General features: G+C 73.7%; 17 protein-coding genes. 2 read left to right on the plus strand and 15 right to left on the minus strand.

Annotated features, from left to right (window positions below):
• Nucleotides 1-66 precede the first annotated feature (66 nt).
• Together ACIRQY_RS28520 and ACIRQY_RS28525 are read right to left on the minus strand one after the other, a co-directional pair.
• A complete protein-coding gene (locus ACIRQY_RS28520; RefSeq protein WP_351796570.1) occupies nucleotides 67-429 on the minus strand; it encodes a cytidine deaminase in 363 nt (120 codons plus the stop codon).
• A gap of 28 nt (nucleotides 430-457) precedes the next feature.
• A complete protein-coding gene (locus ACIRQY_RS28525; protein WP_403930587.1) occupies nucleotides 458-1,342 on the minus strand; it encodes a helix-turn-helix transcriptional regulator in 885 nt (294 codons plus the stop codon).
• A gap of 185 nt (nucleotides 1,343-1,527) precedes the next feature.
• On the opposite strand from ACIRQY_RS28525, the gene ACIRQY_RS28530 reads away from it, so the two are divergent.
• A complete protein-coding gene (locus tag ACIRQY_RS28530; RefSeq protein ID WP_403930589.1) occupies nucleotides 1,528-2,931 on the plus strand; it encodes an MFS transporter in 1,404 nt (467 codons plus the stop codon).
• A 1-nt stretch (nucleotide 2,932) separates the two neighbouring features.
• On the opposite strand, the gene ACIRQY_RS28535 is transcribed toward ACIRQY_RS28530, so the two are convergent.
• From ACIRQY_RS28535 to ACIRQY_RS28555, 5 genes are all read right to left on the minus strand, one after another.
• Complete coding sequence (locus ACIRQY_RS28535; RefSeq protein ID WP_403930590.1) at nucleotides 2,933-3,286, minus strand: MmcQ/YjbR family DNA-binding protein; 354 nt, start codon at nucleotides 3,284-3,286, stop codon at nucleotides 2,933-2,935.
• Nucleotides 3,286-4,578 carry a hemolysin family protein gene (locus tag ACIRQY_RS28540; RefSeq protein WP_351796559.1) on the minus strand — a complete coding sequence of 431 codons (1,293 nt, stop codon included), beginning with the start codon at nucleotides 4,576-4,578 and terminating at the stop codon, nucleotides 3,286-3,288. Before ACIRQY_RS28540 ends, ACIRQY_RS28535 begins: the two co-directional genes overlap by 1 nt.
• Nucleotides 4,579-4,582: 4 nt before the next feature.
• Nucleotides 4,583-5,080 (minus strand): rRNA maturation RNase YbeY, encoded by a 498-nt coding sequence (ybeY, locus tag ACIRQY_RS28545; protein WP_351796556.1) that lies wholly within the window; start codon nucleotides 5,078-5,080, stop codon nucleotides 4,583-4,585.
• A 12-nt stretch (nucleotides 5,081-5,092) separates the two neighbouring features.
• Nucleotides 5,093-7,198: a PhoH family protein gene (locus ACIRQY_RS28550; protein ID WP_403930593.1), complete on the minus strand. Its 2,106-nt coding sequence runs from the start codon at nucleotides 7,196-7,198 to the stop codon at nucleotides 5,093-5,095.
• A gap of 129 nt (nucleotides 7,199-7,327) precedes the next feature.
• A complete protein-coding gene (locus ACIRQY_RS28555; protein WP_403930594.1) occupies nucleotides 7,328-8,446 on the minus strand; it encodes a carbohydrate kinase family protein in 1,119 nt (372 codons plus the stop codon).
• Nucleotides 8,447-8,716: 270 nt separating this feature from the next.
• Here ACIRQY_RS28555 and ACIRQY_RS28560 point away from each other — a divergent pair, with 270 nt between their 5' ends.
• Nucleotides 8,717-10,057: an MFS transporter gene (locus tag ACIRQY_RS28560; protein ID WP_403930596.1), complete on the plus strand. Its 1,341-nt coding sequence runs from the start codon at nucleotides 8,717-8,719 to the stop codon at nucleotides 10,055-10,057.
• A gap of 95 nt (nucleotides 10,058-10,152) precedes the next feature.
• Here ACIRQY_RS28560 and ACIRQY_RS28565 read toward each other — a convergent pair whose 3' ends face one another.
• The 8 genes from ACIRQY_RS28565 to ACIRQY_RS28600 all read right to left on the minus strand — a co-directional run bounded on the left by ACIRQY_RS28565 (nucleotide 10,153) and on the right by ACIRQY_RS28600 (nucleotide 17,870).
• Entirely contained in the window at nucleotides 10,153-11,022 is an 870-nt protein-coding gene (locus ACIRQY_RS28565; protein ID WP_403930597.1) for an RICIN domain-containing protein, read from the minus strand.
• 127 nt (nucleotides 11,023-11,149) lie between these two features.
• A complete protein-coding gene (locus ACIRQY_RS28570) occupies nucleotides 11,150-12,148 on the minus strand; it encodes an adenosine deaminase (protein ID WP_351796541.1) in 999 nt (332 codons plus the stop codon).
• Nucleotides 12,149-12,150: 2 nt separating this feature from the next.
• On the minus strand, nucleotides 12,151-13,056 hold the full coding sequence (locus ACIRQY_RS28575; RefSeq protein ID WP_351796538.1) for a ribonuclease Z: 906 nt from the start codon (nucleotides 13,054-13,056) through the stop codon (nucleotides 12,151-12,153).
• Nucleotides 13,057-13,059: 3 nt separating this feature from the next.
• Nucleotides 13,060-13,419 (minus strand): histidine triad nucleotide-binding protein, encoded by a 360-nt coding sequence (locus tag ACIRQY_RS28580; protein ID WP_351796535.1) that lies wholly within the window; start codon nucleotides 13,417-13,419, stop codon nucleotides 13,060-13,062.
• A gap of 79 nt (nucleotides 13,420-13,498) precedes the next feature.
• Nucleotides 13,499-14,581: a tetratricopeptide repeat protein gene (locus tag ACIRQY_RS28585; RefSeq protein WP_403930600.1), complete on the minus strand. Its 1,083-nt coding sequence runs from the start codon at nucleotides 14,579-14,581 to the stop codon at nucleotides 13,499-13,501.
• Nucleotides 14,578-15,987 carry an ATP-binding protein gene (locus ACIRQY_RS28590; RefSeq protein WP_403930602.1) on the minus strand — a complete coding sequence of 470 codons (1,410 nt, stop codon included), beginning with the start codon at nucleotides 15,985-15,987 and terminating at the stop codon, nucleotides 14,578-14,580. The genes ACIRQY_RS28585 and ACIRQY_RS28590 overlap by 4 nt, the downstream gene beginning before the upstream one ends.
• Nucleotides 15,988-16,047: 60 nt before the next feature.
• Nucleotides 16,048-16,791 carry a 16S rRNA (uracil(1498)-N(3))-methyltransferase gene (locus ACIRQY_RS28595; RefSeq protein WP_403930604.1) on the minus strand — a complete coding sequence of 248 codons (744 nt, stop codon included), beginning with the start codon at nucleotides 16,789-16,791 and terminating at the stop codon, nucleotides 16,048-16,050.
• On the minus strand, nucleotides 16,788-17,870 hold the full coding sequence (locus ACIRQY_RS28600) for a nitronate monooxygenase (RefSeq protein WP_351796523.1): 1,083 nt from the start codon (nucleotides 17,868-17,870) through the stop codon (nucleotides 16,788-16,790). Before ACIRQY_RS28600 ends, ACIRQY_RS28595 begins: the two co-directional genes overlap by 4 nt.
• Nucleotides 17,871-18,099: the final 229 nt, after the last annotated feature.

Consider the following 18,099-nt stretch of genomic DNA (forward strand, 5'->3'; position numbering starts at 1 on the left):
GGCTTTTTGTACGACTTTCCGCACGGTCTTCCCGTGCGGCGGGACCCCCGCCCGGTCGGGACGCGGTCAGCCCGCCGTGACCGCCGCGCGCAACTGTCCGTCGGGACCCGCGAGCAGCACCGGGGTCTCCGGGCCGCCGAGGTCCCGGACCGCCGCCCGGTCCTCGTCCGACGCGGCCTCCGCACCGGACACCACGGCCGCCGCCTCCAGGGACCGGGCGCCGCTCGCCACCGCCATCGCGACGGCCGTCCGCAGCGCGCTCAGCCGGAGCGACTCCAGCTCCACCGTCCCCGCCACGTACGTCCGGCCGGTCTCGTCGCGCACCGCGGCGCCCTCGGGCACGCCGTTGCGGGCGCGGGCGCTGCGCGCCAGCGTGATGATCTTCAAGTCCTCGGCGCCGAGGTCGCCGTGCTCGCTGCTGAGTGTCATGCCCCTGAGCATAGGTCCGCCCCGGGGATCAGCCCGCGACCGGGTACATCGCCCCCCGGCGCCCCTCCGGCGACGCCAGCCACTCCAGCTTCTCCGCCGTGTGCGCCTCCGGCAGCGGCGTGTGCAGCACGATCAGCAGGTCCGGCCGGGCCGGGACCCGCAGCTGGGTCGCCTCCATCATCAGGGTGCCCGCCAGCGGATGCTCCAGCTCCTTGCGGTTCTGGCCGCCCGGCCGGACGTCCTGCCGCTCCCACAGCTCCGCGAACTCCGGACTCAGCTGCTTCAGCTCCTCGATCACCACCCGGAAACCCTCGTCCTCCGGGGACTCCGAGCAGGCCGAACGGAACTGGGCGACGACCTTCGGCGCGCTCCGCGCCCAGTGCGCCGCCCGCGTCCGGTACAGCGGATCGGTGAAGAAGTTCACCAGGCAGTTCTGCGGGACGCCCGGCCGCATCCCCAGCACGAGCGCCGCCGCGTCGTTGTGGACGACCGTGTTCCAGTAGACGTCCATGATGTGCGCGGGGAACGGCGTCCACGCGTCGATCAGCCGCCGCAGCCCCTCGCACATGTCCAGGTCCTCCGGAGCGGTCTCCGCGACCGGCGGGTTCAGCGCCGCCAGGACGTACAGATGGCGCCGCTCCGCCGGGCTCAGCCGCAGCACCCGCGCCACCGAGTCCAGCACCTGCGGCGAGACCGTGATGTCCCTGCCCTGCTCCAGCCACTGGTACCAGCTGGCCCCGACACCCGCCAGGACGGCCACCTCCTCCCGGCGCAGCCCCGGGGTCCGGCGGCGCCCGCCGTCCGGCAGCCCCGCCTCGGCCGGGCTCACCCGGGCCCTGCGGCTCATCAGGAACTCACGGAGCTGCCCCAGCCGGTGCTGCTTCGCGGTGACGCTCTCGACGGCGGTGGCCACGTACTTCCCCCTGGATGCGTGGTGGTGCCCGGTCGTACCTGCTCGTGCCCGGTCGTGCCTCGTCGTGCCCGGTTGTGCCTGCGCATGCCGGCCGTGCCTCGTGGTGCCCGGTCGTGCCTGGTGGTACGGCCAACAGGATAAGTTCCCGCTCCCCACCGTTGTTCCCGGACGACGAAGGTGGGGACATGCCGACCCTGACCTCCTCCGGGGCCCCCGCCCGGAACCCCGCCCCCGCTCCCCCGGCCCTCACCGGCCGCACCCGGCTCGTCCTCTTCGTGCTGTGCGCCGCCCAGTTCATGGTCGCGCTCGACTTCTCCGTACTGAACGTGGCCCTGCCCGTCCTCGGCGCCGACCTCGGCCTCGACCGGGCCGCCCTCCAGTGGGCCGTCACCGCCTTCGCCCTGCCCTCGGGCGGCTTCCTGCTGCTCTTCGGCCGCGTCGGCGACCTCTACGGACGCAAGAGGCTGTTCCTCGCCGGGCTCTCCCTCTTCGGCGCGGCCTCACTGCTCGCCACCTTCGCCTGGGACCCGGCGTCCTTCCTCACCGCCCGCGCCCTCCAGGGCCTCGGCGCCGCCGCGATCGTGCCCACCGGCATGTCCCTGCTGACCACCACCTTCCCCGAGGGCCCGCTGCGCGACCGGGCGCTCGGCATCTCCGGCACCCTGCTCTCGCTCGGCTTCACCGTCGGCATGGTCCTCGGCGGCGTCATGACCGACACGCTCGGCTGGCGCTCCACCATGGGCCTGCTCGCCCTCTTCAGCGCGATCGTGCTGCCGCTCGCCCCCCGGCTGCTCCCCGAGTCCCGCACCCCCGAACGGCCCCGGCTCGACGTGCCCGGCGCGGTGACCGTCACCCTCGGACTGCTCTCCCTGATCTACGCCCTGTCCACGGCCGCCGAGCGCGGCTTCGGCGGCGCGGACGTCCTGGTCACCCTGGTGGCGGGCGTACTGCTGCTCGGGCTGTTCGTGCGGGTCGAGTCCCGCGCGGCGGCCCCGCTGGTCTCGCTGCCGATGCTGCGGCGGCCCACGGTCGCCTTCGGCAACCTGGGCGGACTGGTCACCTTCTCGATGATGTCGACCGTCGTCTTCGTCCTCACCCTGTACCTCCAGGACACCCTGGGCCTCTCGGCCTTCGCCACCGGCCTGGTCTTCGGAGTGCAGGGCGTGATGTCCGTGATCGCCGGAACACTGGCGCCGAAGCTGATCGGCCGGATCGGCGCCCGCCGCGTCCTCGTCGGCTCGCTCGCCGGACAGGGCCTGCTGACCGCAGCGCTGCTCGGGCTCGGCCGGGAGTCGGGCGCGGTCCTGGCGACCGTCGCGGTCTCACTGGCGTCGATGTGCCACCTCGGCGCGATCATCGCGTACGGGCTGACCGCCACCTCCGGCGTCCCCGACGAGAAGCAGGGACTGGCCACCGGTCTGGTGACCACCACCCAGCAGGTCGGCCTCACGGTCGGCATCCCGCTGCTCGGGGTCCTCGCCACCACCGGCGGCGACCTGTACGGCGGTGTCCGCACCGTCCTCGTCCTGGACGCGGCGATCCTGCTCGGCGCCGCCGCCCTGGTGGGCCTCGGACTGCGGCGCCGGTGACTCAGGGGCGGTCGAGGCGGAGCCGTACCGTCCGGGGAAGACCGGCGACCACGAGGTCGTACGAGTCCTCGACGAGCTCCCGGACCATCCGGTCCGGGAGCTCTCCCACGCTCACCGTGTTCCAGTGCCGCTTGTTCATGTGATAGCCGGGCGCGACGCCGGGGTGCTCCTCGCGGAGCCGTACCGCCTCGTCCGGATCGCACTTGAGGTTGACCCGCAGCGGCTCGGAGTCCAGCGCCGAGAGCGCGAACATCTTCCCGGCGACCTTGAAGACGGAGGTCTCCGGGGTGAACGGGAACTCCTCCGTCGCGTCGTTGAGGTCCAGGCAGAAGGCGCGCAGCTCGTCGGGGGTCACTACGGGGTCTCCTCCGGTTCCAGGGGTTCCACCAGAACGGTGACGATCTTGTTCCGTCGGCCGGCCGGGGACTCGGCCGTCAGCCGCAGGGAACGCCCGTCCGGCAGCTCCACGACCGCCTTCGCGCCCGCGATCGGCACCCGGCCGAGCGCCTTCGCGAGCAGACCGCCGACGGTCTCCACGTCCTCGTCGTCGTACTCGTCGGGCCCCAGGCCGTACAGCTCGCCGAGGTCGCCGATGTCGAGCCGGGCGGTCACCCGGTGCCGGCCCCCGCCGAGGTCCGTGACCGGCGGCAGCTCCCGGTCGTACTCGTCGGTGATCTCCCCGACGATCTCCTCCAGGATGTCCTCGATGGTGACGATGCCCGCCGTGCCGCCGTACTCGTCGATGACGACGGCGACGTGGTTGCGCTCCAGCTGCATCTCGCGCAGCAGGTCACCGGCGTTCTTGGTGTCGGGGACGAAGGCGGCGGCCCGCATCGCCGTCGACACCAGGTCCGCCTCGGACTCCCGGTTGATGTGCGACTTCCTGACCAGGTCCTTCAGATACACGATGCCGACGATGTCGTCCTCGTTCTCCCCGGTGACCGGGATGCGCGAGAAACCGGAGCGCAGCGCGAGGGTGAGGGCCTGACGGATCGTCTTGTACCGCTCGATGCAGACCAGGTCGGTCCGGGGCACCATCACCTCCCGCACGAGGGTGTCGCCCAGCTCGAAGACCGAGTGCACCATCCGGCGCTCCTCGTCCTCGATCAGCGACTCGCTCTCGGCGAGGTCCACCAGGGCCCGCAGCTCCGCCTCGGAGGCGAAGGGACCCTTGCGGAAGCCCTTGCCCGGCGTCAGCGCGTTGCCGATGAGGATCAGCAGCTGCGGGATCGGCCCCATGATCCGGGCCAGCGGCAGCAGCACGTACGCGGCGGCCGTCGCCGTGTTCAGCGGGTGCTGGCGGCCGATCGTACGGGGCGAGACGCCGACGGCCACATAGGAGACGAGGACCATCACCGCGATGGCGACGAGGAGCGCCTCCCAGGTCTCCGGGAAGGCTTCGAGGCAGACGTACGTGACGAGGACGCCCGCCGCCATCTCGCAGGCGACGCGCACGAGGAGCGCCACGTTGAGGTAGCGGGTGGGGTCCGAGGCGACCTGGGCGAGCTTCTCCGCCCCGCGCCGCCCGGACCGTACGGCCTCGGCGGCGCGGAAGCTGGAGACCCGGGCCAGACCGGCCTCGGCGCACGCGGCCAGCCAGGCCACGACGACCAGGGCGACCGCCCCGAGGATCAGTGACACGTCCATCGGGTCAGGAGACGGTCGGCGCCGGGGACGGGCCGGTCAGGCCCTTCTCCGCGCGCCAGCCGTCGACGATCGCCGCCTGGAGGCCGAACATCTCGGCCTTCTCGTCGGGCTCCTCGTGGTCGTAGCCGAGGAGGTGCAGCACCCCGTGGACGGTGAGCAGCTGGAGCTCCTCGTCCATGGAGTGATCGGTCGGCGCGTCCTTGCCCTGCTGGGTGGCGACCTCGGGGCAGAGCACGATGTCACCGAGGAGGCCCTGCGGGGGCTCCTCGTCGTCCTTCGACGGCGGGCGCAGCTCGTCCATCGGGAAGGACATGACGTCCGTCGGTCCGGGCAGGTCCATCCACTGGATGTGGAGCTGCTCCATCGCCTCCGCGTCCACCACGATCACCGAGAGCTCGGAGAGGGGGTGGATGCGCATCCGGGCGAGCGCGTAGCGGGCGATGTCGAGGATCGACTGCTCGTCGACCTCGGTCCCGGACTCGTTGTTGACGTCGATCGACATGGTGCTCGTGTACTACTTCCCGTTGCGGCTGTCGTACTGCTCGTACGCGTCGACGATACGGCCGACGAGCCGGTGCCGGACGACATCCTGCGACGTGAGCGACGAGAAGGCGACGTCCGGGACCCCTTCGAGGATGTCCCGCACCTGCCGCAGCCCGCTCTTCGCCCCGTTCGGCAGGTCGACCTGGGTGATGTCACCGGTGATGACGATCTTCGAGTCGAACCCGAGCCGGGTGAGGAACATCTTCATCTGCTCGGGGCTGGTGTTCTGCGCCTCGTCGAGGATGATGAACGCGTCGTTCAGGGTGTTGTGCGTCAGCAGATAGTCCTGTGTGACGTACAGCGAGTCCTCGGCCGCGACCTGGATGCAGACCGTCTCCTCGCGCCCGGCGGGCTCGATGGAGTCGATGAACCGCATCGGCCGCCCGCCGCCGCCCGCGGCCCGGTAGGCGTCCCGCTTGCGGGCGAGCCGGAAGGGCTCGACGCCCTCGGGGAGGCGGATGTCCACGACGTGGGCGTCGTGGCGGTGCTTGCCCAGGGCGGTGCCCTGGGGTCGTCCCTCCGCCGCCCGCCGTCGCGTGTAGGCGACGCCGCCGAGGGACTGGACCAGCGCGATCACGTCGTCACGGAGCATGATCGAGGTGCTCGTGTACTGGATCCGGCAGGTGCGGTCCTTCTGTGTGACCGGGCCGCCGTCGGAGTCGAGGAGTCCCTGGAGCACGGCGAGGCGGACCTCGGCCGTGTTGTACAGGTAGTCGTCGGGCACGAACTTGGAGTGCGAGCGCGTACCGATCAGGTCGAGCTGCCGCAGCACTCCGGTGACCGGGTTCTCCGTGGTCATGACGTCGCCGGGGGCGGCGATCCGGTTCAGGACGTAGTCCGGTCCTCCCTTGGCGCGTACGGCGATGCCGGGCAGGGCCGCTTCCAGCGCCTCGGCGAGTTCACGGTCCTCGCTGGAGAACGACGGCGTGGTCGAGCCGGTCAGGCAGCCGTCCCCGAGCAGCAGTCCCAGTGCGTAGGGGTCCATCGGGACCTCGCGCTCGGGCAGGGCCACGGGTGCGGTCAGCAGCGGCAGTTCGTACCTGTGGGCGTGCGCGGCCCGCAGGTCGCCGATCATGTCCTGGGTCTCCAGGACCCGCCACGGCTTGTCGCGCCGCTTGTCGGAGGCCGTACGGACGGTCCAGAGGTGTTCGCCGCAGCACAGGGTCCAGGAGCCGTCCTGGGCGCTGACGCGGTAGACGTCCTTCTCCCCCTGGGGGTAGACGCCGAGCACCGGGGTCGGCTCGCCGTCGGAGCCGATGACCAGGTCGCCCACCTCCAGGTCGCCGATGGGGCGCCAGCCGTCCGGCGTCAGGACGTTGGTGAAGACGGGCTGGGCACGACCTCGCATGTAGGCCAGGGGGGCGACCTCGATCGTGCCGCTCGCCATCAGTTTGGGGATGGAGTCGGGGTCGAGCATGTCGTGCAGCGCGTCGTAGAGCGGGCGCAGGTAGGGGTCGATCTTCTCGAAGAGGGTGCCGGGCAGGAAGCCGAGGCGCTCGCCCGCCTCGACGGCGGGGCGGGTCAGGATGATGCGGCTGACCTGCTTGGACTGGAGGGCCTGGACCGCCTTGGCCATGGCCAGGTAGGTCTTTCCGGTGCCCGCGGGGCCGATGCCGAAGACGATGGTGTGCTTGTCGATGGCGTCGACGTACCGCTTCTGGTTGAGCGTCTTGGGGCGGATCGTGCGGCCCCGGTGGGAGAGGATGTTCTGGGTGAGCACCTCGGCGGGGGTCTCCTCGTCGCTCCCCGAGCCGTTCTCCCCGGCCCTGAGCATGGCGATCGAGCGTTCCACTGCGTCCTCCGTCATCGGCTGACCGGTGCGGAGCACCAGCATCATCTGGTCGAACAGGCGCTGGATCAGGGCGACCTCCGCCGCGTCCCCGACCGCGCTGACCTGGTTGCCCCGGACGTGGATGTCGGTCTTCGGGAACGACCGCTCGATCACGCGGAGCAGTGCGTCGCCGGAGCCGAGCAGGCTCACCATCGGATGCCTGGCGGGGACGGCGAAGTGGGCGCGGGCCTGTCCGGGCGCCCCGTCCTGGGGCGATCCGTCGCGGGCTGTGGGTGTCTGAGTCATGGGCCGGCACTGTGGCCTGCGCATACCTCCTGTTGCGGGGTTCTCGCCGCTCGACAACCTCTGATCCTCAAGCCTACGACCTGGGTGCCACGGGCCCGTAGTGGTTTAGCCGTTCGTCGTACGGACCGTTCAGGTGTGGGCGGCGCGGAAGCCGATGGTGGGTACCGCGCGGCGCGGCGGCCAGGCGCGCGCCGGGGCGGGCAGCAGTCGTTCGAGGAAGGCGTAGCGGGCGCGCAGGGCCTCCGGGTCCTGGCCCTCGTGGTGCTGGGCCCGCTGCCACCAGGCGGCGATCTCGCCCCAGGTGGGGGCGGAGAGGGAGCCGCCGAACTCCTGGACGGAGAGGGCGGCGGTGAGTCCGGCGAAGGCGAGCCGGTCGGCTAGGGGCCAGTCGGCGAGGGTGCCGGTGACGAATCCGGCGACGAAGACGTCCCCGGCGCCGGTCGGGTCGAGGGCGGCGACCCGGATGGCGGGGACCTCGGCGGTCTCGCCGGTGGCGCCGTCGACGGCGTAGGCGCCCTCGGAGCCGAGGGTGACGACGGCGTAGCGGACCTTGTCGGCGAGGGCGCGGGCGGCGGCCCGGGGGCAGTCGGTGCGGGTGTACCGCATCGCCTCGGCGGCGTTGGGCAGGAAGGCCTCGCAGTGTTCGAGGTCGGTGAGGCCCCTGAGGTCCCAGTGGCCGGTGTCGTCCCAGCCGACGTCGGCGAAGACCTTGGCGCCGCCCAGGGCGGCCCGTTCGACCCATTCCTCGGCGCGTCCGGGGACGAGGGAGGCGACGGCCGCGCGCGCGTGGGGCGGGTACGCGGGCAGGGTGCCGTCCAGGTCGGGGGCCTGGTGGCCGTGGGAGACCATGGTCCGTTCGCCCTCGTAGGCCATGGAGACGGTGACCGGGGAGTGCCAGCCGGGGACCGTGCGGGAGAGGGAGAGGTCGATGCCCTCGCCCTGTTCGAGGGCGTCCCAGCAGTACTCGCCGTAGTGGTCGTCGCCGAAGGCGGCGGCGAGGGAGGTCCGCAGGCCGAGGCGGGCGAGGGCGGTGGCCATGTTGGCGACGCCGCCGGGGCTCGATCCCATCCCCCGGGCCCAGGACTCGGTGCCGCGGACGGGGGCGCTGTCGAGGCCGGTGAAGATGATGTCGAGGAAGACGGTGCCGGTCAGGAAGACGTCGCAGGCGGGGTCGGTGGGTTCGCGCAGGCACCCCAAGGGGTCGACCTCGGCGTCGTGTTGCGGCTGCTCTCCCCTGGCTGTGGTCACGGCGGACTCCCCGGTCGTGGTGCGGTGCATCGGCACCGTGGTGCTGATCTGGACAGTGTGCCCGACGGGGGTGGAGAGACGGCTGCGACGCCACATGGCCGTCGCGCGTTACCCCGTAGGAGCGAACCCAAACCGATAGTGACTCACCTCACAGGCCGAAACGGGGGGCGGTGTCTTCTCCGCCCAGTCGGATGCTTGATACACATGGTGCCGCGAGCCCGTGGATCACCGGGCGCCATCTCATTTCTCCGTTCAGTTCCTGGAACGCCCATGTCGTCGCGCCCGCGCGTCCCGGGGGCCCCTGTCGCCCTCGTCGCCCTCTTCACCGCCGGCTATCTCGCCCCGTACCTGCTGCCCACCGTCGTGGGCCGGCTCTCCGCCGGGCTCGGCCTGAGCCCGGCGCAGGCCGGGCTCGTCGGCTCCTTCCTGCTCCTCGGCTCCTCGGCGGCGGGGTTCACCCTGGCCGCACGCGGTGACCGGATCGCGCCCCGCACGGCGGCCCGCGCGGGGCTCCTCGCGATGGCGGTCGGTTACGGCTCCGCCGCCGCGACCGGTCTGGTGCCGCTGGTCGTCGCGGGCGCCGTCCTCGGGGGCGTCGGCTCGGGCACCGCGACGGCGGTCGCCGCCGCCGGGATCGCCGGGCAGCGCGACCCGCACCGGGCCGCCACCCTCGGTCTGCTGACCGTCTCCGCGACCGCGGGCGCGCTCTATCTGAGCCTGCCGCACCTGGCGGGCGGCCACACGCCGCCGCTGCTCGCCCTCTCCTGCGCGGCCGTCCTGGTGTGGCCGGTCACCGGACGGCTGCCGGGGGTTCCCTGGGCCGGGGGCCGGGCCGCGCGCGGGGGCGGTCCGACCGGTCCGCTCCCCCGGCGCCGGGCCGGGTGCGTGCTCGCCGCGGGCATCCTGTGCTGGTCCCTCGCGCAGAACGCGCTGTGGGGGGTGAGCGGTCGTATCGGGGTGACGCAGGCGGGTCTCACCGAGGTGACCGTCGGCGCGGTCTTCGCGGTGGCGCTCGGCGCCGGGCTCGCCGGGGTGACGGCGGCGGGGGCGCTCGGCTCCCGGCTCGGCCGCGCGGTGCCCATCGGCGCGGGCACGGTCCTCATCGCGGGCTGTGTGCTGCTCAGTTCGGCCGCCGGGAGCCTGGCCGCGTTCGCCACCGGCGAGATCCTGTGGAACGCCGTCTACCCGGTGGTCCTGTCGTACCTGCTGGGTCTGGCCGCCTCGCTCGACCCGCGCGGCCGCTGGGCCGTCCTCGTCGGCTCGGCGTCGTCGCTCGGCGTGGCGTGCGGCCCGGTGACCGGCAGCCTGCTCTCGGAGGGCGCCGGATATCCGGGGATGGGTGTGGTCCTGTGCGCGCTGCTGCTGCTCGTCGCGGTCCCGATGACGGCGGTGGCGCGGCATGTCTCCGGGCGTCCGCTGGTCCCCGGTTCGGTGCGGCGCCGGGGTGGCGCCCCGGCGGCGGTCCTGGCGGGCACGGCGGCGGCGACCCCGCCGACGGTCCCCCAGATGGGCGCCCCGGAGCAGGAGGTCGCACTGGTCCGGGCGCCGGTGGGCCGTCGGCGTCCGACCCGGGCGAGGTTCGGTCTGGCGAGACCGGGCGACCGGGGCTGAGCCCCCGGCCGACGGGCGGGACACGGACGGCGGGGCGGGGACCTGAGCGGGACGGACGAGGGACGGACTGCGGGCGCGGAACAGACCGTCGGCGCTCAGCCGGGAACGACCCGCCACAGGTGGTCGTCGTAGGGGCCGCAGGGGAACTGGTTGACCGGCGCGGTCTCCCGGCGGCTGCCCCCGGGCACCGCGAGGCACATCCCGCTGTTGCCGTTGACGACCCGGAACAGGGGCCGTCCCGCCGTGTCGCCGCGCTCGTACGCGAACCGCCAGAGGTGGTCCAGGTAGGCGCCGCACGGATACTGGTCGACCTCGGCCGCCGCCTTCCGGCTTCCGGCGGGGACGGCGGCGCACAGTCCGCTGTTGCCGTTGACGATCCGGTGCAGCGGCCGTCCCGCCGCGTCCCGTCCCGAGGGCATCAGCCGCCAGAGGTGATCGGGGTACGGGCCGCACCCGAACTGGTTGAGCCCGACGACCCCGGTCGCGGCACCGGGCACCGCCAGGCACAGGCCGCTGTGGTGGTTGACCAGACGCACCGGGCGCTCGGCGGGGGGTGCGACGGTGATGCCGGGAGCGGACGGTTCCCGGGGCGGCGCGGAGGTCCGGGGCGACGGGACGGGCGTGCGCGGCGGGGCCGGTGGGGTGGACGTGGACGGCGGGGCCGTCGCGGAGGGCGTCCCCGCGGGCCCGGAGGGCGACGCCGAGGTGACGGGGGCGGACGGCACCGGCGGGGCCACGGCTCCCGGGGGTGCGGCGGACGGCACCGGCACGGCGGGCCCGGACCGCTGCGCGCCGATCGCGAGCGTCGCCACGACGCCCGTCAGGGGTACCGCGATCCCGGCGACCCACCACGCCCACCGGGGCGGCTGGTGCGGGACCGGCGCCGCCGGAGCTGCGGCCCCGGGCGGACCCGCCGTACCGGAAGAACCGTCCGTGGACCCCGTGGGGCCGTTCGTGTGGGACACCCCGTCGCTCCCCCCGGGACAACCGCGCGGGCTCCAGTATCACCGCGCGGCCGACCGGGGAACAGAGCGCGGGGCGGGGCCGGGTCCCGTACGGGGGCCGAGTCCCGTCCGCCCGGCCCGTACGGCCTCAGACCGTGTCGAAGTCGTACGCCTCGACCTCGGCGAGGTACCGGGCCCTGCGCTCCTCGTCGTCGTCCAGGAAGGAGGCGAGGAAGGAGTTGCGGGCCAGCTCGCGGAGCTGGTCCGGGGTCAGGCCGAGGGCGTCGCGGACCCCGTCGAAGTTGTCTCCGGCGTAGCCGCCGAAGTACGCGGGGTCGTCGGAGTTCACGGTGACCAGCAGGCCCGCCGCCATCATCGACCGCAGCGGATGGTCGGCGAGGGTGTCGATGACCCGGAGCCGTACGTTCGACAGCGGGCAGAGGGTGAGCGGCACCCGCTCGCGGGCCAGCCGCTCGACCAGCTCCGGGTCCTCCACGCAGCGCAGCCCGTGGTCGATCCGCTCCACCCCGAGGACGTCGAGCGCCTCGCGGACGTACGCCGCCGGTCCCTCCTCGCCCGCGTGGGCGACCTTGCGCAGACCGAGCGCCCCGGCCGCCTCGTACACCTCGCGGAACTTGGCGGGCGGATGGCCGACCTCCGCCGAGTCCAGGCCGACGCCGGTGATCCGGTCCAGGTGGGGCTTCGCCTGCTCCAGAGTGGCGAGCGCCGACTCGGCGGACTCGTCGCGCAGGAAGCACATGATGAGCCGGGTGGAGATCCCGTGCCGCTCCTCGGAGCGGTCGAGCGCGGCACCCAGCCCCTCGACCACGGTGGCGAAGGGCACCCCGCGCGCGGTGTGGGCCTGCGGGTCGAAGAAGATCTCGGCGTGCCGGACGCCCTGCGCGGCGGCCCGCTCCAGATAGGCGTCGGCCAGTTCCGTGAAGTCCTCGGCGGTCCTCAGCACCGCCATCAGGCCGTAGTAGAGGTTCAGGAAGGACTGGAGGTCGCCGAAGCGGTACGCCTCGCGCAGGGCGGCGGTGTCCGCGTACGGCAGGGTGACGCCGTTGCGTTCGGCGAGCGCGAAGGCCAGCTCGGGTTCGAGGGTGCCTTCGATGTGGAGGTGCAGTTCGGCCTTGGGTACGGGCATGGTCACAGTCGTTTCGGTACGGGGACCCGCATGAGGTCCTGGGCGATGCTCAGTTCGCCGTCGAATCCGGCCGCCCGCGCCTGCCGCTCGAACTCCGAGGGGTCGGAGTACCGCTGCGAGAAGTGGGTCAGCACCAGGTGCCGCACCCGGGCGTCCCGGGCGACCTCGGCGGCCTGTCCGGCCGTCAGATGGCCGTGGTCGGTGGCGAGCCGGACGTCCTCGTCGAGGAAGGTCGACTCGATGACCAGCAGATCGGCGTCCTCGGCGAGGGCGTGCACCCCGTCGCAGAGCCGGGTGTCCATGACGAAGGCGAAGCGCTGCCCGCGCCGGACCTCGCTGACCTCCTCGAAGGGCACGCCGTTCAGGGAGCCCTCGCGCTGGATGCGGCCGACGTCGGGGCCCACGATGCCGTGCGCGGCGAGCCGCTCGGGGAGCAGCCTGCGCCCGTCGGGCTCGGTCAGCCGGTAGCCGTACGACTCGACGGGGTGCGAGAGCAGCCGCGCGTCCAGGGTGAACGCGTCGGTGACGGCGAGCGGCCCGTCGGCGGAGACGGGCGCCTGCACCAGGTCCACGGTCTCGCGGTACGCCGTGGCGTACCGCAGCCGGTCGAAGAAGTGCTGGCCGCTCGCCGGGTAGTGCGCGGTGACGGGGTGCGGCACCCGGTCGAGGTTGATCCGCTGGATCACCCCGGCGAGGCCCAGCGAGTGGTCGCCGTGGAAGTGCGTCACGCAGATCCGGTCGAGGTCGTGCGCCGCGACCCCGGCCCGCAGCATCTGCCGCTGGGTGCCCTCGCCAGGGTCGAAGAGGATGCCCCGGCCGTCCCAGCGCAGCAGATAGCCGTTGTGGTTGCGGTGCCGGGTCGGGACCTGGCTGGCGGTCCCGAGCACGACGAGTTCGCGGACGGACACGGACTATCCGGGGGGCCAGGTGAGACCGCGGCCGGCCAGCACGTGCGCGTGGGCGTGGAAGACGGTCTGGCCCGCGCCGGAGCCGGTGTTGAGGACGATCCGGTAGCCGGACCCGTCCACCTTCTCCTGGGCGGCGACCTCGCCCGCCTCGCGCAGCACGTCGGCGGCGACCTCGGGCGCGGCGGCGGCCAGGGAGGCGGCGTCCGGGTGGTGGAGGCGCGGGATCACCAGGACGTGCACGGGCGCCTGCGGGTTGATGTCACGGAAGGCGACGGTGGTCGCCGTCTCCCGCACGATCGTCGCCGGCACCTCACCCGCCACGATCTTGCAGAACAGGCAGTCGTCCTGCGGCTCTCCGGCCATGGCCCCGCTCCTCGCTCGTCTGATCGGCTGGTACCCCCGCATGTTATCGGCCGCCGCCCGCCCCCGGGCGCGCCCCCGGTCAGTCCGTGGGCGCCCGCCGGTTCAGGGCGGAACGGCTCGCCCAGTACGTGATGATCACGGCCCAGAACAGCGGCGTCCCCAGACCGCCGACCACGCCGGTGCCGAACGACCACAGGGCCATCGTCACCACCGAGTACAGCCCGAGCAGCCCCACCGCGGCCGCCATCGCGATCACCGGACGGCAGGACCGGGCCACCAGGAACAGCGGGCGGCGCAGCCGGGGCGGCACCCGGCGGGCCATCCACAGCACCCAGCCGCCCCAGGCGCCCAGGAGGACGGCCGCGCCGATCACGAACGGTACGACGGCGTCCGCGCCGGTGGCCCCGTCCCGGACGGGCGCGGCCCCGAACGCCGAGGCGAGGAAACCCGCCAGGGCGACCCAGCGGGCCCCGGCGACGGTGTTCCAGGCCATCGCCTCCAGGTTGTGGCGGGCCTTGCGGTCCTGGAGGTCGAGCGCGGCGGAGGCGACGAAGCCCTCGGCCGCCTGGGTCCACGCGCCGCGCCGGAACCAGCGGCGCCGCAGCCGCAGCAGCGACAGGTTGTTGTGGGCCTCGCTGCTCTGCGGGTTGAGCCGCAGCGTGGTCTCGTACGCCCGCCGCGCGGTGGCGTGGTCGCGTCGGCGCTGTGCGGTCAGGCCCACCAGGAAGTGGGCCGCGTCCTCCTCGGGCGCCAACTGGACGGCGGTCCGCGCTGCCTCGTATGCCTCGGTGTTCCGGGCGCGGTTCACGGACCGGGAGAGGACGGTGGCGAGGGCGTAGTGGGTGCCCCAGTGCTGCGGGGCGAGCCGGACGGAGTGCCGGGCCGTGGCCTCCGCCTCCGGGTAGCGCTTGAGGCCCAGCAGGATCTGGACCCGCATCAGGACGCCCGCCAGCAGTTCGGGTTCGGCGCTCAGGGCCCGTTCCACGGCGTCCAGGGCGGCCGGATGGTCCTCGGCCCGGTGGTGGCAGCGGGCCAGCAGGACGAGCGCCTCGGCGTCCTCCGGTTCCGTCGCCAGGTGCCGGGCGACCAGTTCCCCGGCCTGGGCGTACCGGCCGGTGTCGTAGAGGGCCTCGGCGCGCAGCAGCGCGGTCGGCGCGGTCACAGCTTGCGCTTCCGCTTGAGGTGGGTGAGGAGGTCGTCGTAGAGGCCGCCCTCGTTGGCGAACATGGCGACGTTCCGGGCGGCCGCGAACCAGGGCTCCGTGGACGGCTTGATCTGCTTGGCCGCGCCGAGCAGGTCCTTGGTGGTGATCAGGCGTACGGAGCCGCTGCGGGCGGAGTCGAGGAGCGCGGTCTCGGCCGCCGACTCGCAGACGTGCGCGAGGTCGGCGCCGGAGAAGTCCTCGGTGGCCTTGACGAGCTTGCCGAGGTCGACGGACTCGACGGGGCGTTCCCGCAGGTGGTAGCGGAGGATCGCCTCGCGGGCGGTGGCGTCCGGCGGGAGCACCAGCAGGGTGCGGTCGAGGCGGCCGGGGCGGCGCAGCGCGATGTCCACGTCCCAGGGCACGTTGGTGGCGGCGAGCACGAACACGCCTTCGTTGCCCGCGCCGCTCGCGATGCCGTCCAGTTCGGTGAGGAGCTGGTTGACGACGTTGCGCAGGCCGCTGTGGTGGGTGCGGGAGCGCTTGGCGCCGAGCGCGTCCAGCTCGTCGAGGAAGACCACGCAGGGGGCCTGGCGGCGGGCCGTCTCGAAGATGTCGTGGACGTTCTTCTCGGAGGCGCCGATCCACATGTCGAGGACGTCGGAGAGCGAGACGGTGAGGAAGTTCGCGCCCAGTTCGCCCGCGACGGCCCGTGCGATGAACGTCTTGCCGCAGCCGGGCGGCCCGTACAGCAGCAGTCCGCCGCGGAGCGACTTGCCGTACAGCCTGCGTAGTTCGGGGTTGCGCATGGGGGCGAGGAAGGCGGCCTCCAGGCGGTCCTTGACCTCGTCCATGCCGCCGACGTCGGCCAGGCGCACCGCGCCGGGCGCGTCGACGTCCCAGGCGGCGGGGGCGTCCCCGCCCTCGGCCTGCGGCTCCGTCAGGAAACGGGGCCCGACGACGTCCCGCACCTGCTGCTCGGCGGCGGCCCAGTCGAAGGCGGGACCGTCGACGGGGGCGTCCGGGGGCTGGGGGGCGGTGGAGGTCGTGGGACTGGTGTGCTCGACAGGTACAGGTGATTCGGGGGTCGGGGACTCTTCGCGGCTGATGGAGCTGGTGGAGCTGGTGTGGTCTGTGGGGCCAGTGGGGCCATCGGTCCCGGTGGGCTTCGCCGGAACGGCCGGGGCCGCCGGAACGGCCGGGGCCGCCGGGGCCGTCGCGGGCAGCCCCATCGCGCGGATCATCAGTGCGCGGGCCGCCGCGTCCCCCGGCGCGTGCTGGAGCGAGACCGCCGCCTCCGCGACCGCCTCGTCGTTCCGGCCCTCCGCGAGGAGCAGTTCGGCGAAGTGGAGGCGCAGGGGTACGTCGTCGGGCGCGGCGGCGACCGCCGCGCGCAGACTACGGATCAGGGGGGAGTCGTCGGCCATGCGGGTCAGCCTAGAAAGGCCGCCCCACGCCCCGTCCACCGGGTACGGCCCCGGGGGGCCTCAGCTCCAGCGGCCCGTGCGGGCCAGTACGAGGGCCGTCGCCGCGGTGCCCGCGGTGGAGGTGCGCAGGACGCTGCGGCCCAGCCGGTAGGGCTTCGCCCCGGCCGCCTCGAAAGCGGCCAGTTCGTCCGGCGAGACGCCCCCCTCGGGGCCGACGACCAGCACGATCGAACCCTTCGCGGGAAGGTCGGCGGTGGCGAGCGCGCCGCTCGGGTGTGCCCGGTCCTCGTGCAGCACCGCCGCGAAATCGGCCTCCGCGAGGAGCGCGGCGACCTGCTTGGTCGTCATCGGGTCCGCGATCACGGGGAACCGCGTGCGGCGCGACTGCTTCCCGGCCTCGCGCGCGGTGGACCGCCATTTGCCGAGCGCCTTGAGGCCCCGGTCGCCCTTCCACTGGGTGACGCACCGGGCCGCGGCCCACGGCACGACCGCGTCCACCCCGGTCTCCGTCATGGTCTCGACGGCGAGTTCGCCCCGGTCGCCCTTGGGGAGCGCCTGGACCACGGTGACGCGCGGCTGCTCCTCGGGGTCCTCGTGGACCTCGTCGACGCGTACGGTCAGCCGGTCCCGGTCCTCGGCGGCCAGCACCGCGCACGCGGCCCAGCGGCCCCGCCCGTCGACGAGGACGAGCTCCTCGCCCTCCCGGAGCCGCTTCACGGAGACGGCGTGCCGTCCCTCGGGGCCGTCCAGGAGGAAGCTCCCGGGGCCGGGAACGGTCTCGACGACGAAGACGGGTGCGGTCATGAGGTGCTCCTGTGGGCCTGCTGGGCGAGTGCGGTGTCGAGTTCGGCGGCCAGCACCACGACCAGTTGTCCGGCGGGGAGGTCCCGGGCGAGGCGGTGGCCCTGACCGGCCCACAGGGCCATGCCCTGGGCGTCCCCCGTGGCGGCGGCGGCCTTGCGCAGCGGCGCGGTGAGGTGGTGGATCTCCGGGTAGGCGGCGGGGGCGTACGGCCCGTGCTCGTGCAGGAACCGGTTGACCAGGCCGCGCGCCAGACGTCCGGTGAAGGCCCGGGTGAGGGCGGTCCGGGTGAACAGCGGGTCGGTCAGGGCCGCCTTGTGGAGCCGGTGGGCGCCGGACTCGGGGCAGGGCAGGAAGGCGGTGCCGAGCTGGGCGGCGTCCGCCCCGGCGGCGAGGACGGCGGCGATCTGCGCGCCCCGCATGATCCCGCCCGCCGCCACGAGCGGCAGGGCGACGCTCTCGCGGACCTGGGTGAGCAGGGCGAGCAGTCCGGTGCCGTGGGCGTCGTCGTCGGCCGGGTCGTCGCGGAAGGTGCCCTGGTGGCCGCCCGCCTCGGTGCCCTGGACGCAGACGGCGGCGGCCCCGGCGTGCTGCGCGGCGAGGGCCTCCTCGACGGAGGTGGCGGTGACGATCGTGTAGGTGCCGGCACGGGCGAAGGAGGCCAGGACCTCGGGCGCGGGGCAGCCGAAGGTGAAGGAGACGACGGGGACCGGGTCCTCCAGGAGGATGGCCAGCTTGGCGTCGTAGGCGTCGTCGCGGCTGTCGTCGGTCTCGCCGAGCGGGGTGTCGTACCAGGTGGTCTCGCCCGCCAGCTGGTGGCGGTAGACCTCGACGGCGGCGGGGTCGGCGGGGCGGCCGGTCCCCGGCAGGAAGAGGTTGACGCCGAAGGGCCGGGCGGTGAGCCCCCGGACCTGCTTGATCTCCTGGTAGAGGCCGCCGGCCGTCTTGTAGCCGCCGGCCAGGAAGCCGAGGGCCCCGGCCTCGCAGACGGCCCCGACCAGCTCCGGACAGGAGGCGCCACCCGCCATGGGGGCCTGCACGATCGGGTACCGAGAGAGATCGTTCAGTGCGGTGGTGGACATATGGGCATCGTGTCATGCCCCTGCTCCGGCGCCGAATCCGTGAGCGGCTCCTCGACGCCTGAGCGGCTCCCCCGCCGGACACGGCTCCGGACACGGCTCCGGACACGGCTCCGGACACGGCTCCGGACACGGCTCCGGACACGGCGAGGGGGGGGGGGGGGGGGCCCCCCCGCGCGCCCCCCCCCCCCCCCGCCCCGGGGCGGCGCCCCCCCCCCGCCCGCCCGGCCGC

It is taken from the genome of Streptomyces sp. NPDC101490, assembly GCF_044767145.1.
GTDB lineage: Bacteria > Actinomycetota > Actinomycetes > Streptomycetales > Streptomycetaceae > Streptomyces.

What these genes read in the sequence shown, in the direction of transcription:
- ACIRQY_RS28550 (WP_403930593.1), bottom strand. Translation starts at nt 7,198, where the DNA reads ATGACTCAGACACCCACAGCCCGCGACGGATCGCCCCAGGACGGGGCG.
- ACIRQY_RS28570 (WP_351796541.1), bottom strand. Translation starts at nt 12,148, where the DNA reads ATGCCCGTACCCAAGGCCGAACTGCACCTCCACATCGAAGGCACCCTC.
- ACIRQY_RS28520 (WP_351796570.1), bottom strand. Translation starts at nt 429, where the DNA reads ATGACACTCAGCAGCGAGCACGGCGACCTCGGCGCCGAGGACTTGAAG.
- ACIRQY_RS28595 (WP_403930604.1), bottom strand. Translation starts at nt 16,791, where the DNA reads ATGACCGCACCCGTCTTCGTCGTCGAGACCGTTCCCGGCCCCGGGAGC.
- ACIRQY_RS28590 (WP_403930602.1), bottom strand. Translation starts at nt 15,987, where the DNA reads ATGGCCGACGACTCCCCCCTGATCCGTAGTCTGCGCGCGGCGGTCGCC.
- ACIRQY_RS28560 (WP_403930596.1), top strand. Translation starts at nt 8,717, where the DNA reads ATGTCGTCGCGCCCGCGCGTCCCGGGGGCCCCTGTCGCCCTCGTCGCC.
- ybeY (WP_351796556.1), bottom strand. Translation starts at nt 5,080, where the DNA reads ATGTCGATCGACGTCAACAACGAGTCCGGGACCGAGGTCGACGAGCAG.
- ACIRQY_RS28530 (WP_403930589.1), top strand. Translation starts at nt 1,528, where the DNA reads ATGCCGACCCTGACCTCCTCCGGGGCCCCCGCCCGGAACCCCGCCCCC.
- ACIRQY_RS28580 (WP_351796535.1), bottom strand. Translation starts at nt 13,419, where the DNA reads ATGGCCGGAGAGCCGCAGGACGACTGCCTGTTCTGCAAGATCGTGGCG.
- ACIRQY_RS28540 (WP_351796559.1), bottom strand. Translation starts at nt 4,578, where the DNA reads ATGGACGTGTCACTGATCCTCGGGGCGGTCGCCCTGGTCGTCGTGGCC.
- ACIRQY_RS28600 (WP_351796523.1), bottom strand. Translation starts at nt 17,870, where the DNA reads ATGTCCACCACCGCACTGAACGATCTCTCTCGGTACCCGATCGTGCAG.